The following is a 15,912-nucleotide window of genomic DNA, read 5'->3' as shown; positions in this document are numbered from 1 at the left end:
CCTGGGGAGAGCTGAGAGCAGGCTTGAGGCTCTTCCCTGCTGGAAGCCAAGCGGGGGCTGCCGGAAATGCCGAGATGGGGAAAGAAGAAGGGCACAGCAGACAAACCTGAGAGAAACCGTTTCAATCTTTTACATTTCCACCAATACAATAGCCTAGGAGCCGCTTCCTGCCAACAATCTGTAAGGGTATTTACTTTTTCTTAATGATCTGCGACGGCTTGCTGAGGCTTGGACTTCCTCAGCAGCGCTTGGCTGGGAAACAGGCGTTGCATCACTTCCAATTGGGCCTGGGGATTGGTGTTGAGGCTGTGGATGACGTTGGCCCCTTGCAAGTAACTGCGGAGGCGATAGCCAACCTGCAGGTTTCCATAAATAACAACGGCTGCTACCTGCTCCCGCCGCTGCCCTAGCCAATCCACCACATAGTTGGGCAGAGGATCGCGAACAAAGGCTTGGAAAATCCACTGGCCGCTGCAGTTGTTTAGAGCTGCCTCCAGCAAGCTCAAGGGGGTAAGGGAATGGCTAAGCAGAGGAGGAAGACCCAAGCTGGCGGGAATGCTCAGGGCAGGAGATTCGGCTAAAAGCACTGCTTCAGGACCCAGGGAGAGATCCTGCCAGATCCAGTTCCAACTGCCGGGCGGCAAGGGCAAAGGCAGGGGTTGGCCGCCTGTAACTCCACCGCGGGCCATGGCCGCCTGACAGGGGACAATGTCGCTCTCGGCTAGGAGGGATCCCAACTGGGCGGCCCTGGGCAGAGGGGAGCGGGCGCCGAACAGCTTGGCCAAAGGGGAGTCCTTGGCCAGGGGATCCCCCAGCAGTAGGGGCTTTAGTTGCTCGTCGGAAAAGCCGCGGTTGAGGGCCGGGTCAGTGGGATCCTTAGCCCCCATCCAGCCGGGCAGCAAGCTAAAGTCCGTCTCCGCCAGGGCCGGCCACACTTGCTTGAGCAGGGCGGAGGCGGAGGGAAAAAGCCGCTGCTTGGCCCGCAGCACCCGCGTCACCGATTGGGCAATGGCCTGGGCATCTAGGGATCCCTGCTGCACGGCTTCCACAATGGCCGCCACAGCCGCCACCGGCTCAGGAGGGGCCAAAAGGAGGTCAGCGCCGGCCTGGAGGGCCCGCACTGCTAGTGGGCAGGGAGAGGACTCCGTCCCCCTGCCGCGAACAGCCAACTCGGCCAAGAAGCCCTGATCGAGGCCCTCTGCCACAATCAGCCCACTGAACCCCCATTCTTGGCGCAGCAGTTGCGCTAGCCGTCCCGGCAAAAAAGAGATTGGCCAGCGCTCATCCCACTCTGGCAGCACCACTGGCGCAACCGAGATGGCCCCCACCTGCTCCACCAAGCCGCGGAAGGGCAGCCAGGGTCCTGCTTGCAGTTCGCCCAAGGTAAGGCGCAGGCGAGGACAGCAGGGGGCAGCAGTTGGCTCTAGCGATAGCAGCGGGCGGGCCTGCTCTACCTCGGCCCAGCCTTGGCCGGGGAAGGATCTGGCTGTGGTCAGGATCCCCTCGGGAACCGCCTGCTCACAGCCCCGGATAAAGGCCCGCGCCAGTTGCAACGCCAGGTGCGGCTCCTCCGCCAGCGCCAGCTCTGCTGGGCCTTGCCCCAGGGGCTCAGCCACCGGGCCAAGCAGCCAGTTAATGCCGATGGCCGCCGCCTCCCGCGCCGTGATCCTTCCCCACTGTTCTGCCCAGCGCTCGGCTTCGGATCCCAGGCGGCTTAGGCCCAGGGGGTGGGGGAAAGAAGTAGCCCCCGCCAGCGCCAGGCCGCGACTGGCCTCGGCTGCCACCAAAAGGGGCAGGGCAGCCCAAGACTGCGCCTCCTCGATCAGCAGCAGGGCCTCTGCCACATGGCCCTCAGTAATCCAGAGGCCCCCGATCCCCACCTCTTGGATCAGTCGCTTGAGGACCTCTCGGGGAGGAGACTGGGATCCCAGGCGGGCCGAAACCGGCACCACCAGCAGTTGGGCCACCTGCCGTGCTAAGGACAAGGGCTGCTCAAGGGCAGCGACCGGGGATCCCGAACCACTCATGGACACCATCAGCAAGGGGAAAGCGAGGGGATCCTATCCTTTGCGAAAACGCCGGGCAAGCGCAAAGATCCTAACCCCTCTGCCGGCTGCCGAAACCCTCAACGCCTTTGGGAAGCCCGGCAGCGGTCGCAGGTGCCGCAGGGCAGGCTGGACTGGTTCTCAGGGTAGCCAAAATGTTGCAAAATTGCCTGCCAGCGACAGCCGCGGCTGTGGATGAAGTCCTCCATCCCCCGCCAGGGATCCTCCCGCCGTGGCGGTTGCCAGCGGCGGTGCAGCACCTGGAAGTGAAAGGGATCTGGCCAGTGCAGACAGCCCATTTCCTGTAACAGGCCCAGGGCCACCCGCGTCTCCCCTGGGGGCAAGTCGGCATAGGATCCCTGGGAGGGCAGAGTTTGGAGGAGGCGGCGTGCTTGGGCCAGCAGGCGCTCCTGCTGGGAATAGAAATAGGCTTGGCGCTGGCGATCGGTGGGATCCAGCAGGCCCGTCGGCTCCGAGACAAGCATGAGGGCCCGGCAAGGGCCACCATCCCGCCCGCCCCGCCCCACCTCCTGCAGATAGTCCATCAAGTTAGGGGGCGGGTGAAAGTGCAGCACCCAACGCACGTCCGGCTTGTTGATGCCCATGCCAAAGGCGTTGGTGCAAACCAAAAAGCGCAGCTTGCCCTCTAGCCAAGCCCGTTCCAGCTGGCGGCGGGATCCCGCTTCCAGCCCGCCGTGGTAGGTGGCGGTTTTCTGGTTTTGTCGGCCCAGCCACTCGGCCAGCTCCTCCCCATCCCGCCGGGTGCGCACATACACTAGGCCCGAGCCGGGGTTTTCGGCCAGGAAGCGCAGCAGGCGGCGACGGCGATCCGCTGGGCTCCAGGCCACCTCCACATGGAGGGAGATATTGGCGCGCAGGGGATCGGCACGGATGCACTCCGGCTGCTGTAGCCCTAGGAGGTGGCGCAGGCGGTTGAGGGTTTCGGGATCGGCGGTGGCAGTAAAGGCAGCGATGGGAAAGGCAGGCTGGCCCAAGGCAGGACGCACCAACCCCAGGCGGCGGTAGTCGGGCCGGAAGGATCCTCCCCAGTGCACCAAGGTGTGCGCCTCGTCCACCATGAGGCCGTTGATAGGCACCTGTTGCAGCCGCTCCCAGACCGGCGGGCTAAAGAGGGTTTCCGGCCCTAGATAGAGTAGACGCAGCCGATTCTCCGCCAACGCCCGCAACACCCGCTTGCGCAGAGCCGGTTCCAGCTCGCTGTGCAGACAGGCTGCCGGCAGACGGCGCCTCCAGAGGTCCTGAACTTGGTCCTCCATCAGGGCAATCAGGGGTGAGACCACCAAGGTCAGGCCTGTCTGCAGCAAAGCCGGCAGTTGAAAACACAAGGACTTGCCAAAGCCCGTCGGCAGCACCACGAGGGCATCCCGCTTCTCCAGCAAGGCGCGGATTACCCGATCCTGGGGCGGCCGCAGCGCCTCGTAGCCCCAGTACCGCTTGAGGGCAGAGTAAACCTGCTGCCAATCCTGCAAACGGCAATCCCCTTTGCCGCGCTCTCTCTACCTACAGCAATCTACAGCGACTTCCTCGAGGGAAGTTCCGGGCCACTCCAGATCCTCCCAAAGGAAGAGGGGGCAGGGGTGAGGGAAACCCCCTGCCAGATCCACTCCCTAGGCTGGACGGCTGGGATCGGAGCTAGCGGGGAAGCGATGATGCCTGCTCAGGCTGGCAAGGTGGGGTTGCAGTAGCCATAGGGCAGCAGTCTTGTGCGATCCTAGAGGTGGGGTGTTCCTGCTGCTTTGGTTCCCATGACTGCCCTAGATTCCACGTGCTCGCTCCAGCCCAGAGTGGCTTTTGTTCACCGTCGCACAGCAGAGACGGACGTGCAGGTTCGCCTCAACCTCGATGGCAAGGGGCAGCACGAGATCGACACGGGGATCCCCTTTTTGGACCACATGCTGGCCCAGCTCAGCACCCATGGGCTAATTGATCTCCAGATCAAAGCGGTGGGGGATCTGCACATCGACGATCACCACACCAACGAAGACGTGGGCATCGCGTTGGGACAAGCCCTAGCCCAGGCGCTGCAGGATCGGCGCGGCATTTACCGTTTTGGCCACTTCTGGGCGCCTTTGGATGAGGCCTTGGTGCAGGTGGTGCTGGATGTTTCCGGACGCCCCCACCTCAGCTACGGCCTGGAGCTAACTGTGGAGCGCATTGGCCGCTACGAAACCCAGTTGGTGCGGGAGTTTTACCAGGCAGTGGTCAACCACGCCCAGCTGACCCTGCACATCCGCCAGGCAGCCGGCCTCAATGCCCACCACATTGTTGAAGCCAGTTTCAAAGCCTTTGCCCGCGCTCTGCGCATGGCCGTAGAGCGGGATCCGCGCCGACAGGATGGGATCCCCAGCTCAAAAGGGGTGCTGTAAACTTAGCTCCCGCTTCAGCTGGGGACGGCGTGGCTGGCCAAAACAACACTGCCGCAGGCGGGCCAACTCCGCCTCACTGAGATCCTGCCACTGGCCGGGAGCCAGTCCCTCCAGCGAGAGAGGGCCCAGCCGCACTCGCACCAATCGCAGAGTTGGGATGCCGACAGCGGCGGTCATGCGGCGCACCTGGCGATTGCGACCTTCCCGCAGCGTCAGCTCCAGCCAAGTGGTGGGGATGGAGCGGCGAAAGCGAATGGGCGGATCCCGCGGTGGCAAGGGTGGCTCTTCGGTGAGAACCCTCACCTGGGCAGGGCGGGTTTTCCGCCCCTGGATGATCACCCCTTTTTCCAACTGTTGCAGAGCCTGCGGCGTGGGGATCCCTTCCACCTGCACCCAGTAGGTGCGCTCGTGGCCAAACTTGGGATCGATGAGGCGGGCGTTGAGGCGGCCATCGTCGGTCAGCAGAAGCAGACCTTCGCTATCTCGATCCAACCGCCCCACCGGATAGACCCTGGGCACCGGGATGAAAGACTTGAGAGTTGGCCGCCCCTGCCGGTCGGTAAATTGGGTGAGCACGCCGTAGGGTTTGTAAAACTTGAGGTAGCGCATGGCAAAAGGGTGGATCCCGTCTTTTAAGATTGGGCAGAGCAGCTTCAACGGTAAGATCAAGCCTTAAGGGCAGCGTTTCCCCCTGGCGGCAAAGTTGGACGGATCTCACCTCATGACGATAGACAACAATCTACTCTGGGTTTTAATTGGAACGGCAGGGCTCTCCCTTCTCAGTCTGGTGTACGTGTGGGTGGATGAGGGGATCAAACGGCGCCGCTACGAGCGGCAAAAGCAAGAAGAGGCTGCCCAAGCCGCTGCCCCCGAGCCCACCGCCCCAGAGCCAAAAGCCGAGCTCGAACCCTCCGCCTCTCTCCAGGAGGCAGAGGTAGCGCCTAATACACCCAATGCCCCAGCCGCCACCTCCGAGCCGCTTGCCGATACCGCCGCTAGAACAGAGGAGACGCCGGAGGCCACCCCTTGAAGCTGCTCTTCCCCCGTTTTGCCTAAGTTGGCAGGTGGGCTAACCTGAGACAGGACGGCCAACGGGATCCCGATGTTGCGCCTGTTGCGGATCGAGAACTTCGCCCTCATCGAGCACTTGGAGATCCCCTTTCGGGCAGGGCTGAACGTGCTCACGGGAGAAACAGGGGCGGGCAAATCTATCATTCTCGAGGCTCTCGATGCCGCGCTAGGGGGGCCAGCTCGCGCTCTGCGCAGCGGCAGCGAGCGGGGCCTGGTGGAAGCCATTTTCCAGCCCACGGCCGCCCTGGAGGCCTGGCTAGAGCAGGAGCAAATTGAGCCTTTGGAAGAAGGCCTGGTCTGCAGCCGCGAGCTGGTGGTGCGCAACGGCAAGCTCAGCAGCCGCCTGCGAGTCAACGGGGTGCTGGTGAACAAGGCTCAGATGCTCAGCCTGCGCTCCCACCTGGTGGAGATCACCGCCCAGGGTCAGACAATCCAGCTCCAGTTGCCCCAAACTCAGCGCCGCTGGCTGGATGCCTTTGGCGGCGAAGAGCTGTTGCGCCTGCGCCTAGAGGTGGCAGCTTGCTACCAAACCTGGAGCCAGCTCAAAGCAGAGATAGCATCCCGCCAACAAAACCAACAACTGCGGCTGCAGCGGCTAGATCTCCTGGAGCTGCAAGCCCAAGAACTGGCTGCCCTGCGCCTAGAGGATCCCGGCGAACTGACCAAATTGGAGCGGGAGCGGGAGCGCCTAGCCCACTGCGTGGAACTGCAGCAGCAGAGCTATGCCCTCCACCAACTGCTCTACCAAAACGACAGCGGCTCCCCAGCTATTGCTGACTTGTTGGCCCAAGCCGAGCGGTTGCTGCAGAGCATGGCTCAACGGGATCCCGACCTAACTCCCCTCCTCGAACTGGTTAGCAGCGCCCTCGTTCAGGTGGAGGAGGCCGGACGGGAGCTGCTGCGCTACGGCGAGACCCTGGAAGCAGATCCCAGTCGGCTAAACAAAATTGAACGGCGCCTTGCCCAACTGCGCCAGGCCTGCCGCAAATACGGCCCCACCCTGGCCGAGGTGATGGCCCACGCGCAGCGGGTGCAGGCAGAGTTGGCCCAACTGCAGCACGAGAGCACCGACTTGGAGGAACTAGAGGCGCGGCTGGACCAGGCAGCCCAGGAGCTGGAGCGCCACTGCCAGGCGCTTTCCCACCTGCGGCAGCAGGCGGCCCGGAAACTGGAAAAGGCCCTCGTTGAGGAGCTCAAGCCCCTGGGGATGAGCGGCGTGCAATTCCAGGTGCAAATCCAGCCAGGATCCCCCACCGCCGAAGGGGTGGATCAGGTGAGCTTTTGGTTTAGCCCCAACCCCGGCGAGCCCCTGCAACCCCTGGCCGAGATTGCCTCCGGCGGCGAGATGAGCCGTTTTCTACTGGCCTTAAAGGCGGTGTTCAGCGGCGTGGATCCGGTGGCTACCCTGGTTTTTGACGAGATCGACGTTGGCGTATCCGGCAAGGTGGCGCAGGCCATTGCCGCCAAATTGCACCAGCTGGCCCGGAACCACCAAGTTCTCTGCGTTACCCACCAACCCCTGATTGCCGCCCTAGCCGATCACCACCTGCGGGTTTACAAAGTGGTGCAAGAAGGGCGGACCTGCGTGCGGGTGGATCCTCTGGGAGAGAGGGAGCGCCGGGAGGAATTGGCCCAACTGGCCGCTGGCCACTCCGCCCAGGAGGCAATGGGCTTTGTGGAAGCCCTTCTCAGGCAGGCAGTCCAACTGGCCAGCTCCGCTTAGCTCCCCTCTCCCTCGAAGAGAGGGGCTGGAGGTGAGGGCCTCAGCCCCCCAAAAACAGCTCCAGCACTTGGGGATTGCGCAACAGGTTGGGGCCAGTATCCTCAAAGCGGTTTTCTCCCATGGACAAGACGTAGCCCCAGTCCGCTATAGCCAGAGCCTGCTTGGCATTTTGCTCCACCATCAGGATGCTGACGCCAAGGCGGTTGATCTCCTGCAGGAGAGCAAAGGTCTGCTCAACGTACAGGGGCGACAGGCCAGCAGTGGGCTCGTCCAGTAACAACAGCTGTGGCTCTGTCATCAACGCCCGCCCCATGGCCAGCATCTGCCGCTGCCCACCGGAAAGGGATCCCGCCGCTTGCTTTCGCTTCTCCTTTAGGGGCGGAAACAGCTCATAAACCCGCTCCAGTTGGGCAGTGTAGTTATCGCGCCGGATAAAGGCCCCCATCTCCAGGTTTTCCTGCACCGTGAGGGAGGGAAAGACATTGTTGGTTTGGGGCACAAAGCCAATCCCCCGCCGCACCAGTTGCTCGGCAGGGAGATGGGTGATGTCAGAGCCTTGGAAGAGCACCCGGCCAGAGTGGATAGTGGCCAACCCAAAGAGGGACTTGAGCACCGTGGATTTGCCCGCGCCGTTGGGGCCGATGACGACCACAATTTGGCCCGGATTGACCTTGAGGCGGATCCCTTTGAGGATGTCTACGCCGCGGTAGCCGCTGTAGAGATCCTGAATCTCTAGCAAAGGGGTCATGGGGGGGATCCCTCCGGCGAGACGGTGGAGGCCGGCCCGGAGCTGAGGGCCTCGGCCAGGGCAATGGATCCGAGATAGGCCTCGCGCACAGCTGGGTTTTGCCGAATTTCCTGTATGGATCCCTGAGTCAGCACCCTCCCCCCCGCCATGACCACCACATGGTGGCAAAGGCGAGTCACCAGATCCAGGTCGTGTTCGATGATGCAGAAGGTGCAGCCGCGCTCACGGTTGAGGTATTCGATGAAGCGGATCAAGTCCGCTAGCAGGGTGCGATTGACGCCAGCCCCTGGCTCGTCCAAGAGGATGACCCGCGCGTCCGCCATTAGGGTACGTCCCAGTTCCAACAGCTTCTTTTGCCCGCCGGAAAGGTTGACCGCCAGTTGATCGCGCAGGTGGATGAGGTTGAGCCGTTCCAAAACTTCTTCAGCCCGAGCTTGCAGCTGGCGCTCCTGCCGTTGCACGCGCCGCCAGCGGAACCAGGTGTTGAACAGGTTTTCCCCCGCCTGCTCAGGAGGGACGACCATCAAGTTTTCTAGAACGGTCATGCGGCCAAACTCGCGCGGGATCTGGAAGGTGCGCACTAGCCCGCGTTGAAACAAGCGGTGGGGAGGCAAGCCCGTGACGTCCTCCCCATCTAGCCAGATGCGGCCACTGCTGGGTCGAATAAACCCGGCAATGATGTTGAAGAGAGTTGTTTTCCCCGCCCCGTTGGGGCCAATCAAGCCCGTGATCCGGCCAGCTTCGATGCGGAAGGAGCAGCGATCCAGGGCATTGACGCCGCCAAACTGTTTGGAGACGTTGTCGATAACGATCACACTGCTACCCTGGGAAAACTCCATTGCCTAATGAATTTACCATTCCATTCTATGAACTTTTATCGTAGGATAATGAGCCTTATTTAACCAAACTCGAGAATAGGTTTGCCAAAAAGCTCCTCCTCGGGAGTGGGGCTGACTCTAGGAGGGAACTCTCCGAGGTGACCCAACGTCTGCTTGTACGACCACCAACTTTTGGGAAGTGCAGTTGTATTCTCTCACTGGAGGTTCTTATGCAGAGACTGACACGGCGGGCCTTCGCAACGGCAGCAGCCCTAGCAGCTGCGCTCCTGGTTACCCCCTTGCTACCGAGCACAGCTCAGCAAGCAGCCCAAACCCCGATCAAAATTGGAGCGCTGCTGTCTCTGACGGGTGACCTGCAAGCCTATGGGGAAAACTGCCTCAAGGGCATCAAGCTGGCCCTGGATCAGATCAACGCTGCCGGCGGCGTCCTCGGATCCCAAATCCAAGTGGTGGAGGCGGATGACCAGACCTCAGCCCAACCAGCTATCGATGCGGCCAAGCGGCTGGTGAACGTGGAGAAGGTGGCCGCCATTATTGGTGCTTTGGGCAGTGGCGTTACCATCCCAGTGGCCACAACAGTAACAGTTCCTAGCAAGATTCCGCAGATTTCGCCCGCTTCTACTGCTCCCAGCATCACCACCTTGGACGACAATGACTTTCTGTTCCGCACCGTTCCTTCCGATGCTTTCCAAGGGGTAGCCCTGGCGCAAATTACCCGCGAAGAGAAGCTGGATCGCCTGGCGGTTATCTACATCAATAACGACTACGGACAGGGGCTGGCCGACAGCTTCAAGGCAGCCTTTGAGAAGCAGGGAGGCAAGATCACCAAGGCCGTCCCCTACGAGCCCGGCAAAGCCTCCTACCGCGGCGAGCTGGATCAGCTCAAGGAAGGGGATCCCCAGGCCCTAGTGGTTATTGGCTATCCAGAAAACGGTGCAGTTATTCTGCGGCAGGCCCTAGAAGGGGGGCTATTTAAGCGCTTTGTCTTGACAGACGGCATGCGGTCTCCCGATCTGCCTGCCCAGGTGGGGGCGGACAAGCTAGAGGGATCCATCGGCACCTCCCCCCAGGCCCTCACCGATAGCAAGGCTTACCAAAGCTTTGCCGAAGCCTACAAAACTACCTATGGGGAGCTGCCCCCCACCCCTTACATCGACACCGCCTACGATGCCGCCTTCCTCTTAGCTCTGGCCATTCAAAAAGCCGGCAGCACCGATGGTACTGCCATCCGCGATGCCCTGCGACAAGTGGCCAATCCGCCTGGCACCGAGATCCTGCCTGGCGAGTGGGCCAAAGCAGTGGAGCTGCTGAAGAAAGGGGAAGACATCAATTACACTGGCGCTTCCGGCTCGCTGGACTTTGATGAAAAGGGAGACGTGGCCGGAACCTTTGCCCACTGGACCTTCAAAGGCGGCCAGATCGTGGACTTGAAGGTGTTTGAGCCGAAGAGCTAAAGACTAAACTGCCTTCAAGGAGTAGGGGCTGGCTGGGGAGATGCCTGGCAAGCCCCTGCTTCATGGCACCGCCGGCCCTTTAGGCGTACTCGGCAATGACGACGGTGATGTTGTCCCGACCTCCTCGCTCTTTGGCTGCCTCGATTAATTTGAGGACAAGCTGCTCCAGGTCTTGCACCCTCAAGCAATACTCGGCAATGACTTCGTCGTCCAGCTCCTCGGTGAGGCCATCGCTACACAACAGGAGGCGATCCCCGGGAAGCAGGCTAATGGGTTGGATAGCAGGCGGCCCTGTGTCGGGCCGGCCTAGGCAGCGCTCAAGGATGTGCCGCCAGGGGTGGATGCGGGCCTGCTCTTGAGTCAGCTCCCCCTGCCGAACTGAGCGAGCAACTAGCGTGTGATCCTCCGTCATCTGCTGCAGCTGGGATCCCCGCAGGCGGTAGAGACGGGAGTCGCCAATGTGAGCACTCCAGCAATTGTTGTTGGGATCCACCATCGCCACTACTACGGTGGTTCCCATGTCCGCCCGTTGCGGGTTTTCCCGCTGATCCTTAAGAATCGCCTCGTTGGCAGCTTCCACTGCTTTGCTCAGGAGCTTGGGTGCCGGCACTGTCTCCCAGCCTCCATCCAAACAGGCCCGAATTGTCTCAACCGCTAGCTGGCTGGCTGTGGCTCCCGCTGCATGCCCACCCATGCCGTCGGCAACGATGAAATAGCGCCCTTTTGGATCGCAGTAGTAGGCATCTTGATTGCTGCTACGGACCTTGCCCGGATCCGTAGCGCCAGCATAGCGTCGCATCACCTCAGCCGATCCAATCCCTTTGCCTTCCAGAGTACCCTGACCAGCGCCAAAGCAGCGAGAACAGCCAAGACCAGGGTGACAACCGCTAAAGTAGCATGCCCGGCCAAAAATAGCTGCGTGGCGCTGAGCAAAAAGGCTGCAAACAATACGGCGTAGATGGTGCCCAGGCCAGTTGTGTTGAGCTGACGCAGCAGGCGTTCCATTTCACTGGAGCGGACCCGCAGGCGCAGCTCCCCCTGGTCCAACTTACTCAAGGTCGCCTCTAGGCGGCGGGGCAGGCTGAGGCTGCTGCTGGTAAATTCCACCGCCTGGCGGCTGACTTGGGCTAGCAGGGTTTCCTTCTCGGGTTGGCTACTGTTCATGAGCTCTTCTGCAAAAGGCTTGGCCACCTCGATAAAGTTAAACTCTGGATCTAACCCTTTTCCCAACCCCTCCAGGGTAGTGAGGGCTCGCATGACAAAGGTAAAGGTGGCAGGGAAGCGAAACGGCTGCTCGTAGGCCAGCTCGTAGAGGTCTTCGCTAATGGCCGCCACCGAGATCTCGTCCAGCTTGCCGGAAAAAGGTCTGTCCAGGAAGTGATCCAGAAGGTACTGCACTGAGCGACGGACGGGTGCGAGATCGGCAGTGGGCACCAGAACGCCCAGCTCCACCAGCAAGGCCACCACTTGGTCGGCATTTTTGGCCACCACAGCTGCCAGCATATCTGCCAGCTTTTCCTTGAGGCCGGGACGAAGGCGCCCCATCATGCCAAAGTCGTAGAAAATCAGTGTGCCATCTGGCTTGACGGCAAGGTTGCCGGGGTGGGGATCGGCGTGGAAAAAGCCGTCTTTAAGCAGTTGCCGCAGATAGGCCTCTGCCCCCAAGCGGGCCAAAGCCCTGCGATCCAACCCTGCCGCCCTCAGGGCCTCGTAGTCGCTAATTTTGATGCCCGGTAGGTACTCCAATGTCAGCAGCCGGGGGGAGGTGTAGCGCCAGTACACCTTGGGAACGGCAATCTGGGGCATGTCGCGAAAGTTGCGGCGGAACGTGTCGGTGTTGCGGCCCTCGTTGAGATAGTCCACCTCTTCCCAAAGGGTGCGGCGACACTCTTCGTAGATGCCAATCCAGTCCCGGCCCGGCCCGCCCCAGGGGGTGTGGTGCTGAAAAAACTCGGCAATGCCGCGGCAGATCTCGAGATCGATGGTGAACAGCCGCACTAGGCCCGGCCGCTGCACCTTCACCACCACTTCTTCACCGCTTTTGAGCTTGGCGCGATGCACTTGCCCCAAACTGGCTGCGGCCAAGGGGGTGGGATCAAAGTAGCTGTAGATTTGCTCAATGGGCTTGCCCAGCTCCTGCTGTACAATGGCCGCCACCTGCTCATAGCTGAAGGCAGGCACCCGATCCTGCAGCTTGGACAGCTCCTCCACATACTCAGCAGGGAAAAGATCGGCGCGGGTGGAGAAAAACTGCCCTACCTTGATAAAAGTGGGGCCCAGCTGGAGCAGCGTCTCGCGGATCCAGATGGCTCTAGCACGACGGCGCTTGGCTTTTTGCTCTGGCGTAGGCTGCCCCCCATAGCTCCAGGCCTGCTGGTCCAGCCAGAGGTAGAACAGCCAAGTCAGCACAAAGCGCCAAATGTCAAGGAGGCGGCCCCATCGGCTGTAGTTTTCCCGGGCCCACCGGTAGGCGGTGTAGGGTTTAGCAGGCTTGGCTCCCGTTGCTGTGCTTGCCTTCAAGCGTTTCGATTGCGGTACTTCTGCAACTCAGAGCGGAGCTGGGCTACCTCGGCCCGCAGGTCGTCTAGAGTTGCCTGCAGGTCTTCCACCTTGTAGGTGGACGAGGCCATTGCTTGGGTAGCTAGCGATGCTTCTGTCTCGGCTCGGGCCATCACCTCCTGGGCAAAGGTCTGCCAGCCTTCCTGCAGCTCTGCCCACAGCTTACCTACCTCCGCAGCAATGTCGGCAAGCGTGCCCTCCCAACGCTCCCGCAAGACATCGGCCATTGCTTTGCCGACGAAAAAAGCCCGCACAACGGAATTCTTCATGCAGCCCAAGGGTTAAGAAGCATCACCCAGATTATAACGAATCTTGCCGCAGGCAAGCTGCCGAGCCACCCCACCCGAACAGCAGCGGAGCCTTGGCCCGGCAGTCCCACAGGCACTTGCCCTAGGAAGCCTGTCTAGGGCTAGCGACGGTTGGTGGTCATGTCAGGGATCTTTAGATCAAAGACGCTGATGTTTTGCCGCGCTGCCGGCTTGGGATTGAGCAGGCGAGCCATGTTGATGAAGTTCTCCGGATCCCCAGGTTTAGGCGGGCGGACAACCCGATAGGTGCGCACCACTTCCCGGGCCGAAGGCCTTACGCCGGAAATATCCCGCCAACGTGGTCCATAGCGAGGGGTGACCAAGTTGGTTGGCTTCTCGGAAAGGCGGCGGCGCTGGTAGGGCACCACATCGTCTCCAAAAGCGGCGTCGTACTCCTCGCTATCCACAATGGCGTCGATGAACCCGTCTAGGCCGCGGGTGGCCAGGATAATCGAGTACTGGATGCGCTCCATTTGGCTGTAGGTGGGCCGACCTAGGAAGCGCTGGAAGGTGATCTCAACGAAGCGGTAGTTGTCGTTGGGAACCATGACCAGGTCGCGGTAGACCTCCGACTTGCCCAGGCCACGGATAAACTCTTTCACCGAAATCGCCCCGTTGCGCAACTGGGACTCCAGCGCTCTTTGCCGGTAGCTCTCCAGCATCAGGTGCTCGCTGAAGATTTGGCGGTAGGCGGCGCGGATAACATTCTCAATACCCGTTGGGTCATCGGGGCGGTAGACGGGCGGAGTTTCGTCACTAGCCACAAAGTAGCGGTTTACCCGTTCGTTTTGCGTGGTGGGGCGAACAGCCAGCAAAGGAAGAGACATAGGCGGTGCTCCTATCAAGAAACGAAACAACAAGAAGAGGCTACAGCTCAGTAGCCAGCTCCTCCTGGCTTAGGCGAGCGCGGAGAGGGATCAAAGGATCCGCATCCTGCAAAGCTGTCTGCAGAGCTGCCTTGGCAGCAGGTCGCAGGGAAAGCTCCCCTAGGCGGGCTAGGTCCGTTAGGGCTGCAACAGCGGCATAGCGCACTCCCCAATCGGCATCCCCTAGGCATTGCTGGAGTAGCTGCAAAGCTCGCTCTTGATCGGACAAGGGGCGTTGGGCAGCCACCCGTCCCAGTCCCCGTGTTGCTGCCCGCCGCACGCTAGGGGCGAAATCAGCCACAATGAAGTCGACCAAAAGGGGGTAAGCATCCCCATGGCCAATGCGGGCTAAGGCTCGCACCGAGTAGGCCCGCGCCCCATAGTCAAAGCCGTCAATGTTGGCTAGCAAGGGCTGTACCGCCGCTTCTCCAAAGCGCAACACCTCCTCCAGAGCTGCCTCCCCCACAGCAGGGCGGTTGAAGCCAAAAGCGCGAATGAGCAGGGGGATCCCTTCTACCTGGCCCAGGGAGCCCAGAGCTCGTACCACGCCTAGCAGTTCCGCCTCTGAGGTGGCCTGCTCCAGTTGGGCAGCCAGTTGAGCCACAGCAGGAGGAAGCACTTGCGCAGGGGATGAGGAGGACATAACCGGCCTAGAAGCTAAGGTGAGGTCAAAAAAGTCCCAGCTCTAAAACAGCCTGTCAAGGTGGGGGATGATTGCCGCTGCCACCTGATCTGGCGGCACCCACCCCAACTGCAAGGCCACGTCAAATAGCCGCTTTAGAGCATTGAGGCGCAGGTTAAGGGCCACATTGGCAGTGGCCAACAGGGGGGCTCCTGCAAGCCAGCCCGATTCAGCTAGGTCGAAGAGGGCTGCCTGGCGCAAGCTAAAGTTGGGGTGGGCTAGCAGCGCCACCAAAACTTGAGTTAGCTCCTCCGCTTGGGTAAAGCGATAGAGGACCCAAGCTGCTGCTGAACGCACCCGCTCTGAAGGGTGATCCAAGAAAGGCCGAATGGCTGCTTCAGCTTCGCTAGCGTTGAGGTGGCCCAGCGCCTCAATGAAAGCCTCCCAAGGCTGCTCCTCCTGCGACTTTAACAAAGCTAGCAGGGGCTGCACTGCTCGTCTGTCTCCCAGCTGGGCTAGGGCGTAGGCCGCCTCTTCCCGCACCAGCAAATCGCTGCAGCTAAGCGCCTCAATCAGCCCAGGCACAGCCCGGACATCGCCAATTTGCCCTAGAGCTTTGGCGGCGTTGCGCCGCAGCGGGTAGCCTCCCAGGGCAGTGCGATCTCGCTCGTCTTGCAACGCCAACAGCAAGGGCTCAACTGCCCGCCCATCGCGCATAGTGCCCAAGTACCAGGCGGCGTAGTAGCGCTCCTGCGGATCGTCCCCTTGCAGCCAGGCTATTGCCTGCTCCCAGGTAAGCTGCTGGGGCAGCACTGCCGTGTTGGAGGCTAGACGAGCTATTGCAGAGCCATTCATGAAGCCAGGGCAACTTTTTCAACAACTGCTTGCCTAGAGCCAAGCCCCAGGGCAGTAAGATCCCTTACTGGACAGGAGGAGTAGGGCCTTGGGCAGGGGATCCCGAGAGAGGGATAACCCGGAGAACCCTGCCACCCATCCGTAGAATGCGCCGCATCTCAGCAGACAGCCGGCTGTAGGGGACGGTAAGCGTAGCAGTGCTGCGGCGCACTTTCTCTGAGGTACTCAGGGCCTCAGGTGGGTTGAGTAGGCCAGTGTACTCAATTCTGTAAACCCGACTACCGGCTTCTGTCAGAGCCTCTGGGCTACTGGTGCTTTGACCGAACATACTTTTCCCCGCTGCTTGAATAGTTGTCTTGCCACTCCCGCTGCCCAAGCTCGGAAGAGGCCTACACAGTTAGCAAAAGAACCCTAGGAGGCACTGTCAAGCTGCCT

16 protein-coding genes are annotated in these 15,912 nt (G+C 61.2%); 4 read left to right on the top strand and 12 right to left on the bottom strand.

What is annotated here, in order from left to right:
* Positions 1–200 precede the first annotated feature (200 nt).
* Together NW827_RS11775 and NW827_RS11770 are read right to left on the bottom strand one after the other, a co-directional pair.
* Entirely contained in the window at positions 201–2,036 is a 1,836-nt protein-coding gene (locus NW827_RS11775; protein ID WP_414503740.1) for a glycoside hydrolase family 3 N-terminal domain-containing protein, read from the bottom strand.
* Positions 2,037–2,125: 89 nt separating this feature from the next.
* A complete protein-coding gene (locus NW827_RS11770) occupies positions 2,126–3,535 on the bottom strand; it encodes a RecQ family ATP-dependent DNA helicase (protein WP_414359341.1) in 1,410 nt (469 codons plus the stop codon).
* A 276-nt stretch (positions 3,536–3,811) separates the two neighbouring features.
* On the opposite strand from NW827_RS11770, the gene hisB reads away from it, so the two are divergent.
* On the top strand, positions 3,812–4,432 hold the full coding sequence (gene hisB / locus NW827_RS11765; RefSeq protein WP_414359343.1) for an imidazoleglycerol-phosphate dehydratase HisB: 621 nt from the start codon (positions 3,812–3,814) through the stop codon (positions 4,430–4,432).
* Here the strand turns inward: hisB and NW827_RS11760 are convergent.
* The gene (locus NW827_RS11760) at positions 4,415–5,041 is read right to left on the bottom strand and encodes a pseudouridine synthase (RefSeq protein WP_414403226.1); all 627 of its coding nucleotides are present in this window, start codon (positions 5,039–5,041) and stop codon (positions 4,415–4,417) included. The two genes, hisB and NW827_RS11760, sit on opposite strands and share 18 nt — an antisense overlap.
* A gap of 112 nt (positions 5,042–5,153) precedes the next feature.
* On the opposite strand from NW827_RS11760, the gene NW827_RS11755 reads away from it, so the two are divergent.
* Positions 5,154–5,462, top strand: a complete 309-nt coding sequence (locus tag NW827_RS11755) for a hypothetical protein (RefSeq protein WP_414403225.1) — start codon at positions 5,154–5,156, stop codon at positions 5,460–5,462.
* Positions 5,463–5,534: 72 nt separating this feature from the next.
* Positions 5,535–7,226 (top strand): DNA repair protein RecN, encoded by a 1,692-nt coding sequence (gene recN, locus NW827_RS11750; RefSeq protein WP_414403224.1) that lies wholly within the window; start codon positions 5,535–5,537, stop codon positions 7,224–7,226.
* A gap of 40 nt (positions 7,227–7,266) precedes the next feature.
* On the opposite strand, the gene NW827_RS11745 is transcribed toward recN, so the two are convergent.
* Both NW827_RS11745 and NW827_RS11740 read right to left on the bottom strand, forming a co-directional pair.
* On the bottom strand, positions 7,267–7,974 hold the full coding sequence (locus tag NW827_RS11745) for an ABC transporter ATP-binding protein (protein WP_414403223.1): 708 nt from the start codon (positions 7,972–7,974) through the stop codon (positions 7,267–7,269).
* On the bottom strand, positions 7,971–8,813 hold the full coding sequence (locus NW827_RS11740) for an ABC transporter ATP-binding protein (RefSeq protein ID WP_414359349.1): 843 nt from the start codon (positions 8,811–8,813) through the stop codon (positions 7,971–7,973). The genes NW827_RS11745 and NW827_RS11740 overlap by 4 nt, the downstream gene beginning before the upstream one ends.
* Before the next feature lie 209 nt (positions 8,814–9,022).
* On the opposite strand from NW827_RS11740, the gene NW827_RS11735 reads away from it, so the two are divergent.
* On the top strand, positions 9,023–10,267 hold the full coding sequence (locus NW827_RS11735; protein WP_414403221.1) for an ABC transporter substrate-binding protein: 1,245 nt from the start codon (positions 9,023–9,025) through the stop codon (positions 10,265–10,267).
* 79 nt (positions 10,268–10,346) lie between these two features.
* Here NW827_RS11735 and NW827_RS11730 read toward each other — a convergent pair whose 3' ends face one another.
* The 7 genes from NW827_RS11730 to NW827_RS11700 form a co-directional block, all read right to left on the bottom strand.
* Entirely contained in the window at positions 10,347–11,066 is a 720-nt protein-coding gene (locus tag NW827_RS11730; protein ID WP_414359352.1) for a Stp1/IreP family PP2C-type Ser/Thr phosphatase, read from the bottom strand.
* Positions 11,066–12,787 (bottom strand): ABC1 kinase family protein, encoded by a 1,722-nt coding sequence (locus NW827_RS11725; RefSeq protein WP_414403220.1) that lies wholly within the window; start codon positions 12,785–12,787, stop codon positions 11,066–11,068. The genes NW827_RS11730 and NW827_RS11725 overlap by 1 nt, the downstream gene beginning before the upstream one ends.
* Positions 12,784–13,095: a DUF6825 family protein gene (locus NW827_RS11720; protein WP_414359356.1), complete on the bottom strand. Its 312-nt coding sequence runs from the start codon at positions 13,093–13,095 to the stop codon at positions 12,784–12,786. The genes NW827_RS11725 and NW827_RS11720 overlap by 4 nt, the downstream gene beginning before the upstream one ends.
* A 140-nt stretch (positions 13,096–13,235) precedes the next feature.
* Positions 13,236–13,961 carry a phycobilisome rod-core linker polypeptide gene (locus NW827_RS11715; RefSeq protein ID WP_414359357.1) on the bottom strand — a complete coding sequence of 242 codons (726 nt, stop codon included), beginning with the start codon at positions 13,959–13,961 and terminating at the stop codon, positions 13,236–13,238.
* A 40-nt stretch (positions 13,962–14,001) separates the two neighbouring features.
* Complete coding sequence (locus tag NW827_RS11710; RefSeq protein ID WP_414403219.1) at positions 14,002–14,643, bottom strand: HEAT repeat domain-containing protein; 642 nt, start codon at positions 14,641–14,643, stop codon at positions 14,002–14,004.
* Positions 14,644–14,685: 42 nt separating this feature from the next.
* The gene (locus tag NW827_RS11705; RefSeq protein ID WP_414359361.1) at positions 14,686–15,477 is read right to left on the bottom strand and encodes a HEAT repeat domain-containing protein; all 792 of its coding nucleotides are present in this window, start codon (positions 15,475–15,477) and stop codon (positions 14,686–14,688) included.
* Between the two features lie 64 nt (positions 15,478–15,541).
* Positions 15,542–15,805 (bottom strand): phycobilisome linker polypeptide, encoded by a 264-nt coding sequence (locus tag NW827_RS11700; RefSeq protein ID WP_414403218.1) that lies wholly within the window; start codon positions 15,803–15,805, stop codon positions 15,542–15,544.
* Positions 15,806–15,912: the final 107 nt, after the last annotated feature.

This window comes from Synechococcus sp. H70.1 (assembly GCF_047502705.1).
Taxonomy (GTDB): Bacteria; Cyanobacteriota; Cyanobacteriia; order Thermostichales; family Thermostichaceae; genus Thermostichus.
The sequence above is the reverse complement of the archived record's forward strand: the minus strand, read 5'-3'. Positions and strand labels throughout refer to the sequence as shown.

What these genes read in the sequence shown, in the direction of transcription:
- NW827_RS11715 (WP_414359357.1), bottom strand. Translation starts at nt 13,961, where the DNA reads ATGTCTCTTCCTTTGCTGGCTGTTCGCCCCACCACGCAAAACGAACGG.
- NW827_RS11740 (WP_414359349.1), bottom strand. Translation starts at nt 8,813, where the DNA reads ATGGAGTTTTCCCAGGGTAGCAGTGTGATCGTTATCGACAACGTCTCC.
- NW827_RS11700 (WP_414403218.1), bottom strand. Translation starts at nt 15,805, where the DNA reads ATGTTCGGTCAAAGCACCAGTAGCCCAGAGGCTCTGACAGAAGCCGGT.
- NW827_RS11730 (WP_414359352.1), bottom strand. Translation starts at nt 11,066, where the DNA reads ATGCGACGCTATGCTGGCGCTACGGATCCGGGCAAGGTCCGTAGCAGC.
- hisB (WP_414359343.1), top strand. Translation starts at nt 3,812, where the DNA reads ATGACTGCCCTAGATTCCACGTGCTCGCTCCAGCCCAGAGTGGCTTTT.
- recN (WP_414403224.1), top strand. Translation starts at nt 5,535, where the DNA reads ATGTTGCGCCTGTTGCGGATCGAGAACTTCGCCCTCATCGAGCACTTG.
- NW827_RS11755 (WP_414403225.1), top strand. Translation starts at nt 5,154, where the DNA reads ATGACGATAGACAACAATCTACTCTGGGTTTTAATTGGAACGGCAGGG.
- NW827_RS11710 (WP_414403219.1), bottom strand. Translation starts at nt 14,643, where the DNA reads ATGTCCTCCTCATCCCCTGCGCAAGTGCTTCCTCCTGCTGTGGCTCAA.
- NW827_RS11745 (WP_414403223.1), bottom strand. Translation starts at nt 7,974, where the DNA reads ATGACCCCTTTGCTAGAGATTCAGGATCTCTACAGCGGCTACCGCGGC.
- NW827_RS11735 (WP_414403221.1), top strand. Translation starts at nt 9,023, where the DNA reads ATGCAGAGACTGACACGGCGGGCCTTCGCAACGGCAGCAGCCCTAGCA.
- NW827_RS11720 (WP_414359356.1), bottom strand. Translation starts at nt 13,095, where the DNA reads ATGAAGAATTCCGTTGTGCGGGCTTTTTTCGTCGGCAAAGCAATGGCC.
- NW827_RS11705 (WP_414359361.1), bottom strand. Translation starts at nt 15,477, where the DNA reads ATGAATGGCTCTGCAATAGCTCGTCTAGCCTCCAACACGGCAGTGCTG.
- NW827_RS11760 (WP_414403226.1), bottom strand. Translation starts at nt 5,041, where the DNA reads ATGCGCTACCTCAAGTTTTACAAACCCTACGGCGTGCTCACCCAATTT.
- NW827_RS11775 (WP_414503740.1), bottom strand. Translation starts at nt 2,036, where the DNA reads ATGGTGTCCATGAGTGGTTCGGGATCCCCGGTCGCTGCCCTTGAGCAG.